This is a genomic window from Gordonia alkanivorans NBRC 16433 (genome assembly GCF_000225505.1).
GTDB lineage: Bacteria > Actinomycetota > Actinomycetes > Mycobacteriales > Mycobacteriaceae > Gordonia > Gordonia alkanivorans.
The window spans coordinates 1-21,543 of sequence record NZ_BACI01000097.1 but is presented as its reverse complement, the minus strand read 5'-3'; the positions used below and the strand labels follow the sequence as shown (position 1 = coordinate 21,543).

At 69.7% G+C, this 21,543-nt stretch carries 16 protein-coding genes; 12 read left to right on the top strand and 4 right to left on the bottom strand.

From position 1 onward, the window contains the following. Positions 1 to 204: 204 nt before the first annotated feature. Genes GOALK_RS17035 through GOALK_RS17015 form a run of 5 tightly spaced genes read left to right on the top strand, consistent with a single transcriptional unit; the run spans position 205 to position 6,675 of the window. Entirely contained in the window at positions 205 to 1,668 is a 1,464-nt protein-coding gene (locus GOALK_RS17035; protein WP_006360084.1) for a nitrate/nitrite transporter, read from the top strand. 50 nt (positions 1,669 to 1,718) lie between these two features. After that, positions 1,719 to 4,301 (top strand): nitrite reductase large subunit NirB, encoded by a 2,583-nt coding sequence (nirB, locus tag GOALK_RS17030; RefSeq protein WP_006360083.1) that lies wholly within the window; start codon positions 1,719 to 1,721, stop codon positions 4,299 to 4,301. Continuing rightward, entirely contained in the window at positions 4,298 to 4,708 is a 411-nt protein-coding gene (locus GOALK_RS17025; RefSeq protein ID WP_006360082.1) for a nitrite reductase (NAD(P)H) small subunit, read from the top strand. Before nirB ends, GOALK_RS17025 begins: the two co-directional genes overlap by 4 nt. Continuing rightward, entirely contained in the window at positions 4,705 to 5,895 is a 1,191-nt protein-coding gene (locus GOALK_RS17020; protein WP_006360081.1) for a uroporphyrinogen-III synthase, read from the top strand. Before GOALK_RS17025 ends, GOALK_RS17020 begins: the two co-directional genes overlap by 4 nt. A 36-nt stretch (positions 5,896 to 5,931) precedes the next feature. Beyond that, on the top strand, positions 5,932 to 6,675 hold the full coding sequence (locus tag GOALK_RS17015; protein WP_006360080.1) for a sirohydrochlorin chelatase: 744 nt from the start codon (positions 5,932 to 5,934) through the stop codon (positions 6,673 to 6,675). 10 nt (positions 6,676 to 6,685) lie between these two features. On the opposite strand, the gene GOALK_RS17010 is transcribed toward GOALK_RS17015, so the two are convergent. Together GOALK_RS17010 and GOALK_RS17005 are read right to left on the bottom strand one after the other, a co-directional pair. After that, a complete protein-coding gene (locus GOALK_RS17010; RefSeq protein ID WP_006360079.1) occupies positions 6,686 to 6,985 on the bottom strand; it encodes an MGMT family protein in 300 nt (99 codons plus the stop codon). Between the two features lie 7 nt (positions 6,986 to 6,992). Then, a complete protein-coding gene (locus tag GOALK_RS17005; protein ID WP_006360078.1) occupies positions 6,993 to 7,778 on the bottom strand; it encodes an alpha/beta fold hydrolase in 786 nt (261 codons plus the stop codon). Positions 7,779 to 7,877: 99 nt separating this feature from the next. Here GOALK_RS17005 and GOALK_RS17000 point away from each other — a divergent pair, with 99 nt between their 5' ends. The 4 genes from GOALK_RS17000 to nudC all read left to right on the top strand — a co-directional run bounded on the left by GOALK_RS17000 (position 7,878) and on the right by nudC (position 16,796). After that, on the top strand, positions 7,878 to 11,279 hold the full coding sequence (locus GOALK_RS17000; protein ID WP_006360077.1) for an ATP-dependent helicase: 3,402 nt from the start codon (positions 7,878 to 7,880) through the stop codon (positions 11,277 to 11,279). Next, positions 11,272 to 14,667, top strand: a complete 3,396-nt coding sequence (locus GOALK_RS16995; RefSeq protein ID WP_006360076.1) for an ATP-dependent helicase — start codon at positions 11,272 to 11,274, stop codon at positions 14,665 to 14,667. The genes GOALK_RS17000 and GOALK_RS16995 overlap by 8 nt, the downstream gene beginning before the upstream one ends. A gap of 60 nt (positions 14,668 to 14,727) precedes the next feature. After that, positions 14,728 to 15,807, top strand: coding sequence for a potassium channel family protein (locus GOALK_RS16990; protein WP_006360075.1), 1,080 nt, complete (start codon positions 14,728 to 14,730; stop codon positions 15,805 to 15,807). Between the two features lie 68 nt (positions 15,808 to 15,875). Next, complete coding sequence (gene nudC, locus GOALK_RS16985; protein ID WP_006360074.1) at positions 15,876 to 16,796, top strand: NAD(+) diphosphatase; 921 nt, start codon at positions 15,876 to 15,878, stop codon at positions 16,794 to 16,796. A gap of 70 nt (positions 16,797 to 16,866) precedes the next feature. Here nudC and GOALK_RS16980 read toward each other — a convergent pair whose 3' ends face one another. Further along, the gene (locus tag GOALK_RS16980) at positions 16,867 to 17,151 is read right to left on the bottom strand and encodes a mycoredoxin (RefSeq protein WP_006360073.1); all 285 of its coding nucleotides are present in this window, start codon (positions 17,149 to 17,151) and stop codon (positions 16,867 to 16,869) included. 121 nt (positions 17,152 to 17,272) lie between these two features. Here GOALK_RS16980 and GOALK_RS16975 point away from each other — a divergent pair, with 121 nt between their 5' ends. From GOALK_RS16975 to GOALK_RS16965, 3 genes are all read left to right on the top strand, one after another. Beyond that, positions 17,273 to 19,405: an ATP-dependent DNA helicase UvrD2 gene (locus GOALK_RS16975; RefSeq protein ID WP_040004328.1), complete on the top strand. Its 2,133-nt coding sequence runs from the start codon at positions 17,273 to 17,275 to the stop codon at positions 19,403 to 19,405. Between the two features lie 125 nt (positions 19,406 to 19,530). Then, the gene (locus tag GOALK_RS23620) at positions 19,531 to 19,851 is read left to right on the top strand and encodes a hypothetical protein (RefSeq protein WP_006360071.1); all 321 of its coding nucleotides are present in this window, start codon (positions 19,531 to 19,533) and stop codon (positions 19,849 to 19,851) included. A gap of 155 nt (positions 19,852 to 20,006) precedes the next feature. Further along, entirely contained in the window at positions 20,007 to 20,297 is a 291-nt protein-coding gene (locus tag GOALK_RS16965) for a WhiB family transcriptional regulator (RefSeq protein ID WP_006360070.1), read from the top strand. Between the two features lie 60 nt (positions 20,298 to 20,357). Here GOALK_RS16965 and GOALK_RS16960 read toward each other — a convergent pair. Further along, positions 20,358 to 21,543, bottom strand: a 1,186-nt coding sequence (locus GOALK_RS16960; protein WP_006360069.1) for an ABC1 kinase family protein, incomplete at its 5' end; no start/stop codon positions are given.

Sequence of the window (21,543 nt, the reverse complement as noted above, 5' to 3'; positions counted from 1 at the left end):
TTCTCACAGGGTCCTTGGGGTGAAGTGAGAACAACGTGACGGTCCGGTCACCTCGCGGAAAATCCGCGCAACACGCCCCCGGGATGCTTGGTCTCAGTCGCACGACACAGGTGTCGGCGTCCGATATGACAGTTCGCTGTCGTGTCGAGAAGACAGCCCGCACTGCTCGTGCAGTGACCACCAAGCATCGGAAGACGGGGACGAATGGCCTTCGCAGACCTCAGAACACAGCTCAAGCGTGACCACACGATCACCGACTGGGACCCGGAGGATCGCGTCGCCTGGGAGAACGGCAACGCCGCGATCGCCAAGCGCAACCTCGTCTGGTCGGTGATCTGCGAACACGTCGGCTTCTCCATCTGGTCGCTGTTCTCGGTGATGGCCCTGTTCATGGGTCCCGAGTACGGCATCAGCATGGATCAGAAGTTCGTCATCGCCGCGACCGCGACCCTCGTCGGCTCGTGCCTGCGCATTCCCTACACCCAGGCCACCGCGAAGTTCGGTGGACGCAACTGGGCCATCTTCTCCGCCATCGTGCTCCTCATCCCGACGGGCCTGACGATGATGCTGATGATGAACCCGGGCGAGTTCGGGTTCGGCTGGTTCCTCGCGGTCGCGGCCATCACCGGCTTCGGCGGCGGCAACTTCGCCTCCTCGATGACCAACATCAACGCCTTCTACCCGCAGCGACTCAAGGGCTGGGCGCTGGGCCTCAACGCCGGCGGCGGCAACATCGGCGTCCCGGTCGTCCAGGTCATCGGACTGCTGGTCATCTGGCTCTTCGCCGACCAGCCCGAGATCGTCTGCGCGATCTACCTGGTGGCACTTGCGGTCGCGGGCATCGGCGCGGCGATCTACATGGACAACCTCGACCATCAGACCGCCAGCGGCAAGGCGATGATCGACTGCCTCCGCTACCGCGACACCTGGCTCATCTGCCTGCTCTACATCGGCACCTTCGGCTCGTTCATCGGTTTCGGTTTCGCGTTCAGCCAGGTCCTCAACATCAGCTTCACCTCTGCCGGCGCCTCCAAGCCCGCCCTCGCGGCGGCGCAGATCGCCTGGATCGGACCGCTTCTCGGCTCGCTGGCCCGTCCCTACGGCGGCAAGCTCGCCGACCGTATCGGCGGCGGCAAGGTGACGCTGTACTGCTTCATCGCGATGGCCGCGTCGGCGTCGATCCTCGTGATCGCCGGTATGTCGGCCGACGCCAACGGGAAGGTGATCAGCGGCGGTGTCCTCGCGGCCTTCATCACCGGCTTCATCCTGCTGTTCCTGATCTCCGGGATCGCCAACGGTTCGGTCTACAAGATCATCCCGACGATCTGGGAGCACAAGGCGCAGACGCTGTCGGGTCTGAACGCCTTCGGCAAGTCCACCTGGTCGCGCAGCATGTCCGGCGCGCTCATCGGCATCGCCGGTGCGGCCGGCGGCCTCGGCGGTGTCGGCATCAACCTGGTGCTGCGGTCCAGCTACAAGTCCAATCAGTCGGCGACGCAGGCATTCTGGGTGTTCCTCACCTTCTATGTGGTGGCCGCGGTGGTCACCTGGTGGTTTTACGCACGACGCCCGATCGTCGTCGGCGAGACCACCGACCTGCCGGTCGCGGAGACCGCAGGCACCACCGCCGGCACCGGCGAGCCGGTCACCAAGGAAGCGCTGGCCTGAGTTCACCCGCGGCGCAACCCGACCAACAGGCAAGGCACAGGGAGTAGACAATGAGCAGCGAGACCAGCACCGGCCGCAACACCGTCGTCGTGGTGGGTCACGGCATGGTCGGCCACCGCTTCGTGCAGGAGATGCGCAAGCGTGACACCGACAACCGGTGGCGCGTCGAGATCGTCAGCGAGGAAGCCGATCCGGCCTACGACCGCGTGGGTCTGTCCTCCTACGTCGGTGCGTGGCAGCGCGATTCGCTCGCGCTGGACGGCAATACCTACGACGGTGACGATCTCGTCGTCACGCATCTGGGGGAGACCGTCACCGGCATCGATCGGGCGCAGCGTCGGGTGGTGACCTCCGCGGGCCGCGAGATCGACTACGACGCACTCGTTCTCGCGACGGGTTCCTACGCCTTTGTGCCGCCGGTGCCGGGGCACGACAACTCCAAGTGTTTCGTCTACCGCACGCTCGACGACCTCGACGACATCCGGGCGGCCGCCGACACGGCCGGCCCGGGTGCGACGGGCGTCGTGGTCGGCGGTGGCCTGCTCGGGCTCGAGGCGGCCAACGCCCTGAAACTGATGGGCCTCAAGCCGCATGTGGTCGAGTTCGCACCGCGGCTCATGCCGATGCAGGTCGACGCCGGCGGCGGGGCGATCCTGAAGAACCTCGTCACCGACCTCGGCCTCGAGGTCCATACCGGCGTCGGCACCTCGGAGATCGCCGACGGCGAGAACGGTGGCCTGCGTGTCACGCTCTCGGACGAATCGCTGATCGACGCCTCGCTGGTCGTCTTCTCGGCCGGTGTCCGACCCCGCGATCAGCTCGCCCGCGACGCGGGCCTGGCGGTAGCGGAGCGCGGCGGTGTCCTCGTCGACACGAACTGCGTCACCGACGACGAGCACATCTTCGCCATCGGTGAGGTCGCCGCGGTCGAGGGTCGCTGCTACGGACTCGTCGCGCCCGGCTATTCGACGGCCGAGGTCGTCGCCGACCGCCTGCTCGGCGGATCGTCGACCTTCCCCGGCGCCGACCTGTCGACCAAGCTGAAGCTGCTAGGTGTCGACGTCGCCAGCTTCGGAGACGCGTTCGCGACCACGGAGAACGCGCTCGAGATCACGTACCACGACGCGGTCGCGGGCCGCTACGCCAAGATCGTCGTCAGCGACGACGCGAAGACCCTGCTCGGCGGCATCCTCGTCGGGGATGCCTCGGCCTACGCGCTGCTCAAGCCGATGGTCGGTCGCGAGATCCCCGGCGACCCCGCTGCCCTGATCGCTCCCGAGGGCGGCACCGGCGTCGGCATGGACGCGCTGCCCGACGATGCCGAGATCTGCTCCTGCAACGGGGTGTCGAAGGGCTCGATCTGCTCGGCCATCGCCGACGGCGCCTGCGACATCGCCGCGATCAAGGGCTGCACCTCGGCGGGCACCACCTGTGGCGGCTGCCTGCCGAGCATCAAGCAGCTCCTCTCCGCGTCGGGCGTCGAGCTCAGCACGTCGCTGTGCGATCACTTCGCCCAGTCGCGCGCCGAACTGTTCGAGATCGTCGCCGTCACCGGCATCCGGACCTTCTCCGAACTCATCGACCGCTTCGGCACCGGCCTGGGTTGCGAGATCTGTAAGCCGACCGTCGCCTCGATCCTCGCCTCCACGTCGAGCGATCACATTCTCGACGGCGAGCAGGCCGCCCTGCAGGACACCAACGATCACTTCCTCGCGAACATGCAGAAGAACGGCTCGTACTCGGTGGTGCCGCGCATGCCGGGCGGCGAGGTCACGCCCGAGCAGCTCATCGTCATCGGCGAGATCGCCCGCGACTACGGGCTGTACACCAAGATCACCGGCGGCCAGCGCATCGACCTGTTCGGCGCCCGCGTCGACCAGCTGCCCGAGATCTGGCGGCGCCTCGTCGACGCCGGGATGGAGTCCGGTCACGCCTACGGCAAGAGCCTTCGCACGGTGAAGAGCTGCGTCGGCTCCACCTGGTGCCGCTACGGCGTCCAGGATTCGGTCGGCATGGCGGTCTTCCTCGAGAAGCGATACCGGGGTCTGCGGTCGCCGCACAAGATCAAGTTCGGCGTCTCGGGATGCGCCCGCGAATGCGCGGAGGCCCGCGGCAAGGACGTCGGCGTCATCGCCACCGAGAACGGCTGGAACCTCTACGTCGGCGGCAACGGCGGTCAGAGTCCCAAGCACGCGCAGCTGCTGGCCAGCGGAGTGGATGACGACACGCTGGTCGCCTACATTGATCGGTACCTCATGTTCTACATCCGGACTGCCGACCGACTGCAGCGCACAGCCCCGTGGCTGGAGTCGCTCGACGGCGGTCTGGACCATCTCAAGGCCGTCGTCTGCGACGACAGCCTGGGGCTCGCCGCCGAACTCGAGGACGCGATGGCCCGGCACGTGGCCGGGTACACCGACGAATGGGCGGCGGTGCTCGACGACGAGGACAAGTTGAAGAGATTCGTGTCGTTCGTGAACGCACCCGACGTGGTCGACCCGACCATCCGGTTCGCCGAATACGAACGTAAGGTGCCGGTGCTGCTCGACATGCCGCAGGTGCGTCCGGGAGCGGACGCGGACACCGGGCCGGTTGTGGACGCGGCGCCGGTGAAGGAAGGAGTGCCGACATGACCATCGCACCAGACGAGACCGGGCAGATGCCCGGGACGGTCGAGGGGAGTTGGATGCGGGCCTGCCCGATCGACGACCTGATCGTCGGCCGCGGCGTCGCGGTGCTCGGTCCGCGCGGTGAGCAGGCGGCGCTGTTCCGCCTGCCGGCCGCCGAGACCGACCGCGAGGCCGCACCCGGCCGTTCCCGCCTGTACGCCATCGGCAACATCGACCCGTTCGGCCGCGCCGCGGTCCTCTCGCGCGGACTCACCGGGGACCGCGCCGGCGAGCCGACGGTCGCCTCGCCGCTGGGCAAGCAGGTGTTCGCACTGCGGACCGGCGTCTGCCTGGACGACGAATCGGTCTCCGTGCCGAGCTACGGCGTGCGCGTCGTCGAGCGGATCGTCGAGGTGTTCTTTCCCGCGTGAACGCCATCAATCTTCCCGGTGACCCGACCGACCCGGACCCGTTGCCCGCCGACCCGCTACCACTGACCGGATTCACCATCGGCATCACCGCGGCGCGTCGTGCCGAGGAGTTCGCCGCACTGCTCGAACGACGCGGTGCCCGGGTGGTCCAGGCTCCGACGATTCGCATCCTGCCGCTCGTCGACGACACCGAACTCGAGCGGGTGACCGAGGAGATCATCGCCTCGCCGCCGCAGATCATGGTGGCGACCACCGGCATCGGTTTCCGCGGTTGGATCGAGGCGGCCGACGGCTGGGGCAACGCCGAGGACGTGCTGCGTTCGCTGTCGCAGAGCAGGCTGATCGCGCGCGGTCCCAAGGCGAAGGGCGCCATCCGCGCCGCGGGACTGCGCGAGGAGTGGTCGCCGGAGAGCGAGTCCTCCTCGGAGGTGCTCGACCACCTGCTCGCCGAGGGCGTCGAGGGTGTGCGGATCGCCGTCCAGCTGCACGGCGCGACGAGCGAATGGGAACCGCTGCCGGACTTCTGCACCGTCCTGCGGGCCGCGGGCGCCGTGGTCGTGCCGATCCCGGTCTACCGCTGGAACATGCATCCCGACGTGGCGCGCATCGACAAGATGATCGCGCAGGTGCTGCGCGGTGACCTCGACGCGATCACCTTCACCAGTGCGCCGGCGGCGGCGTCGATCCTCACCCGCGCCAAGGAACTCGGCAAGCTGCAGCAGTTCGTGCACGCACTGCGCACCGCGGTCCCGGTGATGTGTGTGGGATCGGTGACCGCGAGTCCGCTGGAGGCGCTGCAGATCCCGACGACGTATCCGCGCCGGTTCCGGCTCGGCGCGCTCGCGCGCCTGATCACCGACGAACTCCCGCGCCGCGCCCACGTGCTGCGAGTCGCCGGACACGACACCGCGATCCGCGGGCAGGCCGTCGTCGTCGACGGCGAGCTGAAGGACCTGTCGGCGACGGGCCTGCTGCTGTTGAAACTGCTCGCCCGCAATCCCGGTCGGGTGGTGTCGCGGCAGGAGATGCTCGCGGTCCTGCCCGGCGACAGTTCCGACACCCACGCCGTCGAGGTTGCGGTCGCGCGACTCCGTGCGGCGCTGGGGGATTCGAAGATGGTCCAGACCGTCGTCAAACGCGGTTACCGCCTGGCCGTCGACCTCGAGTACGACGCCGAAGACGAATGACTGCCGAAGACGATGACCAGGTCCAGGGGAGGACACATGCGAGACAACCACGTCCGGCTCCCGCACGGCGACCGCCTGCGCGACGTCAGTCCGGTGCTGGTCGCCCACGGCACCCGTAACCCGCACGGGGTCAACGTGATCGCCGAGATCGCCGAGGCTGTTGGCGCGCGGATCGGGCTCACCCGTACCGCCTTCGTCGACGTGCTCGGACCGACGCCCAGTGAGGTGATCGCCGATCTCGACAAGCCCGCGGTCCTGGTGCCGGCCTTCCTCGCATCGGGGTACCACGTTCGCAAGGACATCCCCGAACACGTCGCTCTGGGGGGTCGAACCGACACCGTCGTGACCCGTGCGCTAGGCCCCGACCCGTCGATCGCCGCGGTGGCGCGGCTCCGACTCGCCGAGGCCGGCTGGGAACCGGGCGACGCGGTGGTCCTGGCCGCCGCCGGATCGTCGGATCAGAGTGCTTGCGGCCAGGTGCATCTGGCTGCACGGCAACTCGAGTCGCTGATCGGCGGCCGCGTGGAGGTCGGGTTCATCACGACCGCGCAACCGTCGGTGCCCGAGGCGATCGAGAGGGCGCGCCGCACCGGACGCCGCGTCGTGGTCGCCAGTTACCTGCTCGCGCCGGGACTGTTCCACCAGCGGCTCGAGACCTACGGCGCCGACGCGGTGGCCGCGCCCCTCGGACCCGACCCGCGCATCGTCGACCTCATCGTCACGCGCATGCGTGCCGCGATCAGCCCGTACCGACGAACCCCGGTGCCGCGCCTCGTCTGACCCGTCGGCGCTAGGGGATGGCCCACCGGCACTCACGCAACCGGATTCGTCCGCCGACGATCGGAACGCCCTCCGCGGCAAGCCGTTCGAGCTGACGGTTCGCGAGATGAGGTGCGGGACGGCCGCTCGCGGGGACGACCCGATGCCACGGGAGGTCGGCGGTGTCGGTGCGCATGATCCAGCCGACGATACGGGGGCTGGACAACCCGGCCGCGCCGGCCAGGTCGCCGTAGGTGCTGACCTGACCGACCGGGATCTCCGCGACCAGGGCGCGGACGGCTTCCACCTGCTCCTCGGTGATCGCAGCCATCGGGGCCCTAGAGCAGGGAGCGGATCAGCGACGCGGACAATTCCGGTTCCAGGAACGGCACCATGTGCGCGCAGTCGACGTGGTGCACGGTCACGTTGTCACCGCGTTCGCTCGCGCAGGCCTCCAGGAACGCCGGCCGCACGAACGGCGGCTGCACCTGACCGGCGACGACGATGTGCGTCGGCACGCCCGGCGGCGGAAGGACTGCGGGCCTGGCCATCTCGCTCCACGACGCGGCGGCCGCGGGTGCGCTGACCCGCCAGCCCACCCGGCCGTGCGGGCGGGGGATGAGGTGCTCGGTGAGCTCGGCCTCGAGGATGTCGTCGGGCACGTCCGCCCAGCCTTCGGCGCGTTTGGCCGAGCGTGCGGCGTCGGCGCTCGCGTAGTCCCAGTTGTCGAGACTGTCGGTGGCGACCTGGAGCGCGAACTCGGGGTCGAGGCCCTGGGCGGGGTCGAGGAGGACGAGTCCCTTGACGGCGTCCGGCCGGCGATTGGCCAGGTGTAGCGCCAGTGCACCGCCGAACGAGTGGCCCACGATGACGATCGGCCGCCCGGCCGGGACGTGATCGTCGAGCACGGCGGACAGTGCACGAACATGATGCTCGATGCTCCACGGCGGACGCCACGGCGAACGACCGTGGCCGATGAGATCGGGAGCGACGATGCGGACACCGCTCAGGTTCTGCGCCAGCGGCTCCCAGCGACGACCGTGGCCGGTGAGACCGTGGATCGCGAGGACCGTGTCGCCCTCCGCCGAGCCGCCGCCGAAGACATACGTGTTGAGAGCTGTCACCCGTCCATCCTGCCGTATGCGCGGGTCGCGAGCCCGACCCACCCGCACCGACACCTCGGGCCGCCGGAGTCGTCGGTGCCGCATGATTCGATGGAGCCCATGAGTCGGAAACCGGGCACCCAGGCGTCGCGCAGCGCCCTGCGCGCACGGCTCGTCGCGGCGCCCGAGGCCGCGGACCGTCCCCGTGAGTGGCCGCCGGCGATCGCGCAGGTCATCGACCCTGCAGCCAGCATCCCGGCCGGCGAGGAGGAGCAGGCGTGGCGTCCGGTCCGGGTCCACGGCGGACCGGGCAGCGGCAAGACCGCCCTGATCGTCGACGCGGCCGTCGCGCGTCTGCTCGATCCCGCGACCGATCCCGAATCGGTCCTGGTTCTGGCCTCGAGCCGCCGCGCGGCGGTCGCGTTGCGCGAGGAGATCACCCGGCGCGTGCTCTCGGCCAACGCGACCGGGCGGCGCGTGCTGGGCGGAGCGCTCCGCGAACCCCTCGTGCGCACCGTGCACTCCTACGCCTTCGCGATCCTGCGCCTCCAGGCGAGTGCGCACGGCAACCCGCCCCCGCGGCTCATCACCGGCTCCGAACAGGACGTCGTGCTGCGCGAGCTGCTGGCCGGCGACATCGAGGACGGTGCGGAGTACTGGCCCGCACATCTACGGCCGGCACTCGGCACCGACGGCTTCGCGCAGGCCCTGCGCGACCTGATGATGCGGGCCGCCGAACGCGGCGTCGGCCCGGAAGAACTCGCGGCGCTGGGTCGCGAACACAAACGCCCCGAGTGGACCGCCGCGGCCCGTGCCTACGCCCAGTACGAGCAGAACATGCTGCTGCGCGGCGCAGTCGGACTCGAGACGCCCGGTGCATCGGCACCGGCGGTCGACGCCGCCGAACTGATCGGTTCGGCGCTGTCGGCCTTCGCGACCGACCCCGAACTGCTCAGCGGCGAACGCCGCCGCATCCGCCACCTGCTCGTCGACGACGCGCAGCATCTGGATCCGCAGGCGGCACAGCTGATCCGGCTGGTCGGCACCGGCACCACCTCGACGATCATCGCGGCCGACACCGATCAGTCGGTCTTCGGATTCCGCGGGGCCAGCCCACGTTTCGCCGACGGGCTCGCCGAGGCGGGATCCGAGCGCGACATCGTGCTCGAACACGACTTCCGCTCCCACCCCGATCTCGCGCGCCTGGGACGTGCGATCGCCGCACGGCTCCCCGGGGCGCGCCCGCACGCGTATCCGCAACCGGTGCAGACCGAATCCGCCGCCGGCGTGCCACGCGACGTCGCGGCGGTGCGCGTGTACGGCTCGGCGGCCAAGGAGGCCACCGCGATCGCCGATCTGCTGCGCCGCGCGCACCTGTTCGACGGCGTGCCGTGGTCGCAGATGGCCGTGATCGTCCGGTCGGTGTCCCTCGCCCTGCCTCCGCTGCGGCGCGCGTTCCGGTCGGCGGGTGTCCCGGTGACCACCCCGGCCAGCGACCTGCCGCTGCACCGCCAGCGTGCGGTGATCGCGCTGATGCTGGTGCTGCGCGTGGTCGCCGCCCGCCGCGAGGACCCGTCGACGCGGAGCGAGGCGACCCCGCAGCGCGAGCTGTTCACCACCGAGGACACGCTCACGTTGCTGTCCGGCCCGGTGGGAGCGGCCGATCCCGGCGCGATGCGGCGCCTGCGGCGTGGCATCCGACGCCTCGACGAGAAGAACGACCCGACGGCTCAACCGGATTCGCTGACCTCGCTCACCCGCGCACTCCTCGACCCCGAGCTCGGTGCGCGGTACCGCCGTGCCCTGACCGTGACCGAGGCGGCGCCGCTGGCCCGCGTACTCGACGTCGTGGCCGCCGGGCAGCGGGCACATGATGCCGGCCGCGGCGTCGAGGAGACGCTGTGGGCGGCCTGGCAGGCCACCGGTCTGGAACGACGCTGGGCGGCGTCGGCGGTCCGGGGCGGCCCGGCCGGGGAGCAGGCCGACCGCGACCTCGATGCCGTGATGGCGATGTTCGAGGCGGCGGCCAACTTCGCCGACACCCTGCCCGCCGCCGGTCCGGCCGGATTCGTCCACTACCTCTCCCAGCTGCAGATTCCGCGTGACAGCCGAACCGCCACGGCGGCAAGCGAATCGGTGACCGTTCTGTCGGCGCACGCCGCGGTGGGCCGGGAGTGGGAGGTCGTCGCGGTCGCCGGGGTCCAGGACGGGCTGTGGCCGTCGCTACGCAGCCGGGGTGGCGTGCTCTCCACCGGCGCGCTGGTCGACATCCTCGACGGCATGGACGCCGGCGCGGTCGACACCGTCGCGCGCGGCGCCACCGCACTGGCCGACGAGCGGCGGCTGTTCCTGGTCGCCTGCACGCGTGCACGCAGCAGGCTCCTCGTCACGGCGGTGGAGGACGGCAGCGGCGACGCCTCGCCGTCCCGCTTCCTCACCGAACTGGCCGATCTCGTCGACGATCCCGACGACGAAGCGCCCCAGGCCGAGCTCCGGCTCGACCCCGGCGTGGACCGCGTGCTGTCGCTCCCGTCACTGGTCGCGACCCTGCGTTCGGTGGTCATGGGCGGTGCCCACGAGCCCGATGACCGGACCCGGGCCGCCGCCCGCCTGCTCGCCGAACTCGCCGACTCCGACATCCCCGGCGCCCACCCGCGCGACTGGTTCGGGCTCGCCGAACCCAGCACCGACGCGCCGCTGTGGACGCCGGACACCGGACCCGTCGTGCTGTCGCCGTCGAATGTCGAGGCGTTGAACCGGTGTTCGCTGCGTTGGGTGCTGGAACGGAACGGCGGCCGAGACGGTGACGGTACGCCCGCGCTCACCGGAAGCCTGGTCCACACGCTCGTGCAGGCCGTTGCGGGACAGCTGGATCCGGCCGAGGTGACCGCGGCGCTGCGCGGGATCTGGGACCGGGTCGACACCGGTGCGGGCTGGTACTCGGCCCGGGAACTCGAACGCGCCGAGAGCATGCTCGGCCACTTCCGCGACTGGCTGCGGATCTCTCGTGCCGACCTCGAGGAGGTGGGTGTCGAATTGCCGGTCGACGCAACCGTTCCCGGCGGTCCCACCGGTGATCCCGACTCCGCGGATGCACCCGACGTGCGTCTGCGCGGCCGTGTCGACCGCCTCGAGACCGACTCGGCCGGACGCCCGGTGGTGGTCGACGTCAAGACGTCGAAGAACGCGATCACCAAGGCCGAGGCCGACGAGCACGCCCAGATGGCGGCCTATCAGGTCGCGCTGGCCCACGGGGGAGTGCCGCAGTTCGGAGATGTCCCGCCGGGTGGCGCACGTCTGGTCTACGTGTCCACCGCGAACCGCAATTCCGGAGCGGCCGAACGTGTCCAGTCGCCGCTGACACCGGAGATGCTCGACGAGTGGATCGGCGTCGTGCGCCGGGCCGCGCGGGCGAGCATCGGCCCGACCTTCCACGCGACACCCAACCCGGGCTGCGTGCACTGCAACCTCACCACCAGCTGCCCCGCGAAGATCCCCGGAAAGGCGGTGACCGATGACTAGCGCACCGACGACCGGCCGGACGCTGATCGGCGCGAAATCGCTGGCCGCGGCGCTCGGCCTTCCCGACCCGACCCCGGAACAGGTCGCGGTCATCGAGGCGCCGGTCGAACCGATGCTCGTCGTCGCCGGTGCCGGTGCGGGCAAGACCGAGACGATGGCCTCGCGGGTGGTGTGGCTCGTCGCCAACCAGGTCGTGGCCCCCGACGAGATCCTCGGACTCACTTTCACGCGCAAGGCCGCCAGCGAGCTCGGCGCACGCATCCGGCGTCGCCTGTCCATGTTGTCGGGCGCGCCCGCACTGCGGACCTGGGACCCGGACGGGACGCTGGCCGCGCGCTTGCGCGGCGCGGACCCCGAGGTCAGCACCTATCACGCCTACGCCGGCCGGCTGATCGCCGACTACGGTCTGCTGCTGCCCGTCGAACCGTCGTCGACGCTGCTCACCGAGACCGAACTGTGGCAGCTCGCCTTCTCGCTCGTCTCGTCGTGGCCGGGGGAGCTGAACACCAAGAAGGTTCCCGCCGGCGTCACCGAGTCGGTCCTCAAGCTGTACGGCGAGATGTCCGAACATCTCGTCGACATCGACGATCTCACCGAGGCGGGGTCGCGACTGTACGAGCTCATCGACACCCTGCCGAAAGGACCCAAGCAGCGCGACAAGCCGACGCAGGCGCTGCTGAAGGTCAAGGAGGTCATCGACGAACGGCGCGAACTGATCCCGATGGTCATCGCCCTCGGCGAGACGATGCGGGCGCAGTCCTCACTCGACTTCGGCAGCCAGATGTCACTCGCCGCAAAGCTCGTCGTGTCCAACCCGGAGGTCGTGTCCGCCGAGCGCACGGCGTTCCGCGCGGTCCTCCTCGACGAGTACCAGGACACCGGACACTCGCAGCGCGTCTTGCTGTCGACCCTGTTCGGCGGCCACGACCCGTCGCGTGAGTCGGTCGCCGTCACCGCGGTCGGTGACCCGATCCAGTCGATCTACGGCTGGCGCGGCGCGTCGGCGGCGAATCTGCCGCGATTCGCCCGGGACTTCCCCCGCCCCGACGGCACGCCCGCCGAACGTCGCGAGCTCCTCACGAGCTGGCGCAACGCGGCGCAGGGCCTCCGCCTGGCCAACCAGATCTCGGAGGAACTGCGGCGCCGCGGCATCCCGGTCTCCATCCTTCGACCCCGCCCCGACGCTCCTCACGGCACCGCGACCATCGCCCTCACCGAGACCGTTCTCGACGAACGGAACTGGATCGCCGACGCGGTCGAGCGGCGCTATCGTGCGGCCGAGACCGCCGGTGAGGCACCGCCGACCACGGCGATCCTGGTGCGGCGCAACGAGGATTCGGCTCCGCTGGCCGCGGAGCTGGAGAGCCGCGGCATCCCCACCGAGGTCGTCGGTATCGGCGGGTTGCTGCACGTCCCGGAGATCGAGGACATCGTCGCGACCCTGCGCGTGATGGCCGACCCGATGGCCGGCACCGCGGTCATGCGGCTCCTCACCGGCGCCCGCTGGCGCCTGGGGGCCAAAGACCTTGCCGCCCTGTGGCGCCGGGCCACCACGCTCGCCGCCGAGAGTTACGCGGAGGCGGGTGGCGTCGTCACCAGCCGCGAGCAACTCGACGCCGCGCTCGACGCGGTGCTGCCCACCGAGATCGTCGATCGCGCCGGAATCGCCGACGCCGTCGTCGATCCGGGTGATCCGACCGACTACAGCCCGGAGGGATACGCCCGCATCCGGGCGTTCGGCGCGCAGCTCGAATCCCTTCACCGCCGCATCGGACAACCACTGCCCGAACTCGTCGCCGATGTGGAGAACACCATCGGCGTGGGGGTCGAGGCGCAGATCCGGGCCCGGCGCATGCGCGGTGCGATCACCGGTCGTGAACACCTCGACGCCTTCGCCGACTACGTCAGCCACTACGCCGATCGTCCCGGCGCGAATCTGCCTGGGCTGCTGGCGTTCCTCGACGCCGCCGAGTCCATCGAGAAAGGTCTCGAACCCGGCAAGATCGAGGTCGCCGAACAGCGCGTGCAGATCCTCACCGTGCACGCGGCCAAGGGGCTGGAATGGGACGTCGTGGCGATCCCGCACCTGGCCAAGGGCATCTTCCCGAGCGCCAAGGCCGACACCACGTGGCTGGGCAGCGCGCGCGAGCTGCCCGCCGACCTGCGCGGCGACCTCGCGATCCCGGCCGAGTCGGCCGACGGCACGCCCGAGGGCTTCCCGCTGCTGAAGATCGACACCGTCGGCGACCGCAAGCAACTCGAGGACGCCCTGTCCGACCACAAGGCGGCGATCGGCGAACGACGCCTCGAGGAGGATCGGCGCCTGCTCTACGTCGCCCTCACCCGCGCACGGCACGACCTGATGATCTCCGCCCACCACTGGTCGGAAACCGGCGACAAGCCGCGCGGCGGCTCGGATTTCTTCGACGAGCTGATGGTCGCCATCGACGAGGCGATCACCGATCCGGCCGTCGACTCGACCGGCCTGTCGATCGCGGTGCGCACCCCGCCGCCCGCCGAGGATGCGACCAATCCGCTTGCCGAACGCGTTGTGGCGCAGCCATGGCCGCGTGATCCGCTCGCCGGCCGGCGCGACGCGGTGCAGGCGGCCGCAGACCTCGTCCTCGACGCCATCACCGCCCGCGAGGCGCCCGCGCTGTTCGAGGCGCCGGACGCCTCGGACGGTCCGGAGATGCTGCCGATGCCGCCGGACCCGGAGGACGAGGTGGCGGCGTGGGAGGCGGAGGTGTCGGCCCTGCTGGCCGAACACCATCAGGCCAACCAGGCACTCGTCGAGGTGACGCTGCCGACGCACCTCTCGGTCAGCCAGCTCGTCGAACTCGACGCCGACGAGGCCGAGTTCGCGCGCCGGCTCCGCCGACCCACACCTTTCCGGCCCAACCCGATGGCGCGGCGCGGCACCGCATTCCACGCCTGGGTGGAACGCTGGTTCGGCGCGACCCGGCTGCTCGACATCGACGAACTGCCGGGCGCCGCCGACGCCACGGCCAGCCCCGACGCCGATCTCGACGCGCTCCGCGACGCTTTCCTCGCCTCGCGCTGGGCCAACCGCAGCCCCACGGAGGTGGAGGTGCCGTTCGAGACCGTGATCGGCGGCATCGTCGTGCGCGGCCGCATCGACGCGGTCTTCGCCGAGAAGGACGGGTCGTGGACGGTCGTCGACTGGAAGACCGGCGTCGTACCAGAACCGGCGAAACGGGAATCGCTGTTCATCCAGCTGGCCGCCTACCGGATCGCCTGGGCGCAGCTGGCCGGTGTGCCGGTGGAGAAGGTGCACGCAGCCTTCCACTACGTGCGTGACGGACACACCCTGGAGGCCGACGACCTGCCCGACGAGGCCACGCTCGCCGCCAAGCTCGCCAAATGAGCCCTCGCGCCGCCGGGTGGGTTACATTTCAGCGTGTGAGCGAACTCCAGGAGCGCAAGCGTGGCAGTGCGTAACCGCTTCCGCGGCCGCTTCGGATCAGACGCCGAACTGGCCAACCGGCCCGACCATGCACTGGTCGGCGTCGTCCGTATCCCCGAGCTGCAGCAGAGCCCCGCCCGCGCGATCGGACGCCGCGTGCTCTGGGCATGTCTCGCGCTGTTCTTCACCTCGGTGGTCGTCTGGCTCGATCGTGAGGGATATCGGGACGCGCAGAACAGCGAGCTGTCCTATCTGGACGCGCTGTACTACTCGGCGGTCACCCTGTCGACGACCGGCTACGGCGACATCACGCCGATCAGTCCCTTCGCCCGCTTCATCAACATCATCATCATCACGCCGCTGCGTGTGCTGTTCCTGATCGTGCTGATCGGCACCACCCTCGAGGTGCTCACCGAACGGTCCCGGCAGGCGCTCAAGATCCAGCGTTGGAGGAATTCCGTGCGCAATCACACCGTCGTCATCGGCTACGGCACCAAGGGCCGCACCGCGGTCGACGCCATGCGCGGCGACGGCATCAAGCCATCCGAGATCGTGGTCGTCGACTCCGATCCGACCGTGCTGGAGTCGGCCGCCTCCAACGGGCTGGTCACGGTCCGGGGCGACGCCACCAAGTCCGACGTGCTGCGCCTCGCCGGTGTCGCCCACGCCGCGAGCATCGTGGTCGCCACCAGTCGCGACGACACCGCCGTCCTGGCGACTCTCACCGCACGCGAGATCAACCCGCGGGCCAAGATCGTGGCGTCGATCCGGGAGTCGGAGAACACCCACCTCATGCGGCAGTCGGGCGCGAACTCGGTGGTGGTGTCCTCGGAGACGGCCGGGCGTCTGCTCGGCATCGCGACGATGACCCCGTCGGTGGTCGAGGTGATCGAGGATCTCCTCACTCCCGATGCGGGTTACGCCATCGCCGAACGCGAGGTCGACCCGACGGAGACCGGCGGCTCGCCCGCCCACACCCGCGACATCGTGCTCGGCGTCGTCCGCAACGGGGTGCTGCACCGCGTCGACGACAGCGAGGTCGAACAGATCGAGGTCGGCGATCGGCTGCTGTACGTCCGCAAGAGTCCCGGCGACGACTGAGCCCCGGAAACGACCGGCCGCGTCGCACCGAGTACCCCGCACCGACCACCGAAAAGGGACACACCGACGTGCACTTCGAACTGGTCCAACAGCCGCTGCTGTCGCGCGCGAGCTTCCACCGCGCCGACGAGATCCGCGACGACGCCGAGCGGATGCTGGCGGGATGGCCACAGGCGAAGGTACTGCTCATCGACTCCAACGGTCGGTACCCGGTCGGGGAGTCCGGTGTGCTGCACTGGGTTCCGGCGACCACCGTCGCCGATGCGCCGCCTGCCGACGCGGTGATCCTCGGCATCGTGGACGGCGTCGACCGGTGGGCGCGCCGCGTCGACCACATCGACGGACCCACCGACGACGCGCGTCGTGGCGCGGTATATCTGACGCCGGACGAGGCGGGCCTGCTCGTCACTGCGCTGGGAATCCTGAATTGGCATGAGACGGCAAGTCATTCGCCGGTCGACGGGTCGGCGACCCAGCCGGCGCGTGGCGGTTGGGTGCGTCGGAGCGTCCAGTCCGGCCGGGACGAGTTCCCGCGCACCGATCCTGCCATCATCACCGTGGTCCACGACGGCGCCGACCGGATCCTGTTGGGACGCCAGGCCGTCTGGCCCGATGGCTGGTATTCGACGCTCGCCGGGTTCGTCGAACCGGGGGAGTCGCTCGAACAATGTGTACTGCGCGAGGTACACGAAGAGGTCGGCATCGTGGTTCGCGAACCGCGCTACCTGGGCAGTCAGCCGTGGCCGTTCCCTCGCTCGCTGATGCTCGGCTTCGCCGCGATCGGCGATCCCGCCGACGAACTCGCCTTTCTCGACGGTGAGATCGGCGATGCGCAGTGGTTCCATCGCGACGAGGTGCGCGAGGCGTTGTCGCGGGACGGGTGGACGCGTGCCGACCCCGGGCCCGACGGCGAGGCGCCCCGGTTGCAGCTGCCCGGATCGATCTCCATCGCACGCACGCTGATCGAGTCCTGGGCCGCGGCCCGGTAACCACGCCGCGCACCCGGGAGACGAGAAACCCGGGTCCGGCGAGGGCCGGCCCGGGTTTCAGGTCACGAGATCAGACGCCGAGCTTCTTCTTGACCTCGGCGATCGAGGGATTGGTCGCGGTCGTGCCGTCGGCGTAGAGCACGGTCGGGACGACGTGGTTGCCGCCGTTGACGCTGCCCACGAAATCGGCGGCATCCGGGTTCAGCTCGATGTCGATCTCCTGCCAGGGGATACCACTCGCCTTCAGTCCGGTCTTCAGGCGGGCGCAGTAACCACACCACGAGGTGGTGTACATGGTCAGTTCGCCGGTGTCGGAGTTACGGGCGCCGGCCTCGTCGTCGATCACGTTGCTCATGACTGCCATAACACCACGCATGCGCGGGCTGTTCCCGCCGGCGCATGCGATCGACGACGTGGGACGCGTCACCCACAAGCCCGATCGCCGGTCCGAAAGAGCGTCGGTGGGTGGTGACATAGTGGAGTCCGTGCGCCACCCGACCTTCCCCGCGAACCCCGATGCCCGCTCCCGCGATGCCGGCGCGGTCGAGGGACTCGACCCGGAGCAGTCCGCGGCCGTCCTCGCACCGCGCGGCCCGGTATGTGTGCTGGCCGGCGCGGGTACGGGCAAGACGCGCACCATCACGCGCCGCATTGCCCACCTCGTCGACACCGGGCAGGTGAATCCCGGCCAGGTCCTCGCGGTCACGTTCACCGCCCGCGCGGCGGGTGAGATGCGGACCCGGTTGCGGAGCCTCGGCGTCGGCGGCGCCACCGGCAACGTCGCCGCCCAGACCTTCCATGCCGCGGCGATGCGGCAGCTGCGCTACTTCTGGCCGCGCGCCTTCGGTGATGCCCGGTGGGAGCTGCTCGACAACAAGTTCCCGCTCATCTCGCGCGCCGCGCGCCGCGCCGGACTCGACACCGCGACCGACACCCTGCGCGACCTGTCGTCGGAGATCGAATGGGCCAAGGCCACGCTGATCTCGCCGGAGAACTACGTCGAGGCGGTCGGGCGCCTCGGACGCGAGTCACCCGCGCCCCCGCAGAAGGTCGCCGCGGTGTACGGCCATTACGAGGACTCCAAGGTCTCGCCGGACGGCGATCGCCTTCTCGACTTCGACGACATGCTCATCTACATGACGCAGATCCTGACCATCGAACCCGGCGCGGCCGACGAGTTCCGCTCGCGTTACCGGTGTTTCGTCGTTGACGAGTACCAGGACGTGACGCCCGTCCAGCAGGGTCTTCTGGACGCCTGGCTCGGCGAGCGCGACGACCTGACGGTCGTCGGCGACGCCAATCAGACGATCTACACGTTCACCGGCGCGTCCCCGAACTACCTGCTCGACTTCAGCCGCCGCTTCCCGGAGGCGACGGTCGTCCGGCTGGAACGCGACTACCGGTCCACGCCCGAAGTCGTCGACCTCGCCAATCGCGTGATCGGCGCCGCGCGCGGGCGCATCGCCGGCACCCGGCTCCGTCTCATCGGCCAGCGCCCGTCCGGTCCGCAGCCGCAGTTCGCCGAGTACGACGACGAGCCGGCCGCCGCCACGTCGATCGCGATCGAGATCAAGCACCTCATCAAGGCGGGTGTCGCGCCGTCGGAGATCGCGATCCTCTACCGCGTCAACGCCCAGTCGGAGAACTACGAGCAGGCGCTGACCGAGGCCGGCATCCCGTACCAGGTGCGCGGTGGCGAGGCGTTCTTCGCGCGGACCGAGGTGCGTCAGGCGATGCGGCAGATCGCGACGGTGGCCAACCGCGAGGTGAAGCCCGGTGTGACGACGATCGACGTCGTGCGCGCGGTCCTCGGCGAACTCGGGCTCACCGAGGAGGAACCGTCGGGTGCGCAGGCGCGCGCCCGGTGGGAGTCGCTGAAGGCGCTGGTGCAGCTCACCGAGGAGATGGTCGCCGAGAACCCCGATCTCACGTTGCCGCAGCTGTCCGCAGAACTCACGACCCGGTCCGAGGCTCGCCACCCGCCGACGGTCCAGGGCGTCACCCTGTCGTCGCTGCACGCGGCCAAGGGACTCGAATGGGATGCGGTCTTCCTGGTGGGGCTGACCGACGGATCGTTGCCGATCAGTCAGGCCATCAAGGGTTCGTGGGAGGACGTCGAGGAGGAGCGCCGACTGTTCTACGTGGGCGTGACGCGTGCCCGCGAGCACCTACATCTGTCGTGGGCCCTCGCCCGCAACGAGGGTGGCCGCGCCCGTCGTCGGTCCCGATTCCTGACCGATCTCATCCCCGACGATTCGCCGGCCTCGAAGATCGCGAAAGAACGTACGCCCCGCAAGGGACCCACATGCCGCGTCTGCGGCTCGCGGTTGATGGATTCGACGGCGACGCTGCTCGGTCGGTGCGCGGGGTGTCCGTCGGACCTGGACGAGAACCTCCTGGTCGCACTCAAGGAGTGGCGCCGGGCCCGCGCCCAGGCGAAAAAGGTCCCGCCCTTCGTGGTCTTCTCCGACAAGACGCTCACCGCGATCGCCGAACAACGGCCCACGGACACCGCTGCGCTGGTGTCGATCTCGGGGATCGGGGCGCAGAAACTCGACGAGTACGGCGAGGATCTCCTCGATCTCGTCAAAACCGCAGGTCAAAAATAGGTTGTGCGCTTTCTGGCGTACCGTTTAGGCTGATCTCCGTCAGCACACGGGTGGGAAACACTCTTGTGCCCACCAGGAGCCCATCGCTCATGTGGGAGCCATCGAGAAGAGAGAGGAGCGGATCAGTGAACGGAAGCACCGTGAACCAGGCCGGCATCGCCGTGCCTGCGGCCAAGCCGAATCAGGCACACGCCGTCGTTCTGCGCGCCCGTCGCAACCGCTCCTGGCTGCCTGCAGTCTGCGCACGTCCGGTCGCCACTCGCGCGACCATTCCGGCACCGCCGGCCGACGCAGCGGCCCTCCCGGCGATCGCACAGCCCGCAGCGGCAGTGCATCCGGCAGCAGTCGCCGCGGCGGCAGCAGCGCACGTAGCGCCGCCGGCAACAGCTGCAGCAGCCCCCGCGCCGCATGGGTTCCCCGTACCGACACCGATTCTCCGGAGTTAGACCTCCGAGAACTTCGGGCCACGGGCGAATCGCAGAGGCGAAACCCGTGGCCCTCTTTTTTGTCACCGAGCATCATCCCGGCAGGGATTCTCGGACCGGCAGCCACATCGAGGACATGGGTCACCAATCCCAAACGAGCAGATGTGGAGAAACCAATGACTGTCGATTGCGTACTCGAGTCCTGTCTCTCGGCGGACCGCGCAGCGACCGCCCAGCTCGACCTTCCCTGCCAGGTGGCCGACGCCGACCTGTGGTTCGCCGACAATCCCCGCGACCTCGAGCGTGCCAAGGCAATGTGTGCCGACTGCCCGCTGAAGACCCAGTGCTTGCAGGCGGCCCTGGATCGCGCCGAGCCCTGGGGCGTGTGGGGCGGCGAGATCTTCGAACGCGGCGCGGTGATCGCACGCAAGCGGCCTCGCGGCCGGCCGCGGAAGAACGCAGCCTGAGACAGAGAACAGCGACGCCGCGAGCAGTTGCTCGCGGCGTCGCTGTTCTGGTCGGGGGGATCAGTCGCCCAGACCGGGCACCCATTCCTCCATGATGGCGCGGTACGGTGCGTGCGCCTCGAGCTGCGAGGCGATCCCGACACAGCCGCCGAGCACACGGAACACCATCACGAACCGCTTGGGCACGTTGAGGTTCCGCGAAGTCTTGTAGACCTCGCCGCGCACGTCGGTCGCCTTGCCCGCGGCACGCTGCATCCACTTGCGTGTGAAGTGGAACGACTCGGAGTACAGCGGGTCGACGTACGGCCGCAGGTACGCCTCGAGGTCGGCGCTGGTGACCTTCGACGCATGCGACGGGCGGATGAACTCCGCCTCGACCATCAGTTCCTTGAGTTCGTCGTACTTCTTGTCGCGGGCGAGTCGCAGGATCGGCCCGGTCTCCGGAGGCAGTCCGCCGGGGTAATGGCCGACCGCACCGAAGTCGAGGACGCCGAACCGGCCGTCATCGGCGATGAAGAAGTTGCCCGGATGCGGATCGCCGTGGAGCAAGCCGACCCGGTAGGGCGAGCTGACCTCGAACTCGGCCATCTTCGCGGCCGCGTTGTCGCGGGTCTTCTGGTCGCCGGTCGTGATGACCTTCGACAGCGCGATCCCGTCGACCCACTCCGAGACCACGACCTTGGGTGCGCTCGCGATCACCTTGGGGATCAGGAAGTCCGGATGCCCGTCGTACACCTTGGCGAAGGCCCGCTGGTTCTCGGCTTCGCCGAGGTAGTCGAGTTCGGCCTCGGTGCGGTCGATGAGTTCGTCCATCATCGCCTTGACGTCGGTGCCCGGCGACAGCCGCTGCAGCAGTCCCGACATGCGCGACAACGTCTTCAGGTCCGCCTTGAGCGCGTGGTCGGCGCCCGGGTACTGGACCTTGACTGCGACCTCGCGCCCGTCGGACCACACACCCTTGTGCACCTGGCCGATTGACGCCGACGCCGCCGGCTCGTCGGAGAACTCCTTGAAGCGCTCACGCCAGCGGGTACCGAGCTGCTGGTCGAGCACCTTGTGGACCTTGTCGGCCGACATCGGCGGTGCTTCCGCCTGGAGCTTGGTGAGTGCCTCCCGGAACGGTTCACCGAATTCGTCGGGGATCGCGGCTTCCATGATCGACAGCGCCTGGCCCACCTTCATGGCGCCGCCCTTGAGCTCACCGAGGACCGCGAACAGCTGTTCCGCGGACTTCTCGAGGAGTTCC

Excerpts from the sequence above, each read along its gene's own strand:
- GOALK_RS17000 (WP_006360077.1), top strand. The coding sequence starts at position 7,878 with ATGAGTCGGAAACCGGGCACCCAGGCGTCGCGCAGCGCCCTGCGCGCA.
- GOALK_RS17010 (WP_006360079.1), bottom strand. The coding sequence starts at position 6,985 with ATGGCTGCGATCACCGAGGAGCAGGTGGAAGCCGTCCGCGCCCTGGTC.
- GOALK_RS16980 (WP_006360073.1), bottom strand. The coding sequence starts at position 17,151 with ATGAGCAACGTGATCGACGACGAGGCCGGCGCCCGTAACTCCGACACC.
- nirB (WP_006360083.1), top strand. The coding sequence starts at position 1,719 with ATGAGCAGCGAGACCAGCACCGGCCGCAACACCGTCGTCGTGGTGGGT.
- GOALK_RS17015 (WP_006360080.1), top strand. The coding sequence starts at position 5,932 with ATGCGAGACAACCACGTCCGGCTCCCGCACGGCGACCGCCTGCGCGAC.
- GOALK_RS17025 (WP_006360082.1), top strand. The coding sequence starts at position 4,298 with ATGACCATCGCACCAGACGAGACCGGGCAGATGCCCGGGACGGTCGAG.
- GOALK_RS16995 (WP_006360076.1), top strand. The coding sequence starts at position 11,272 with ATGACTAGCGCACCGACGACCGGCCGGACGCTGATCGGCGCGAAATCG.
- GOALK_RS16965 (WP_006360070.1), top strand. The coding sequence starts at position 20,007 with ATGACTGTCGATTGCGTACTCGAGTCCTGTCTCTCGGCGGACCGCGCA.
- GOALK_RS17035 (WP_006360084.1), top strand. The coding sequence starts at position 205 with ATGGCCTTCGCAGACCTCAGAACACAGCTCAAGCGTGACCACACGATC.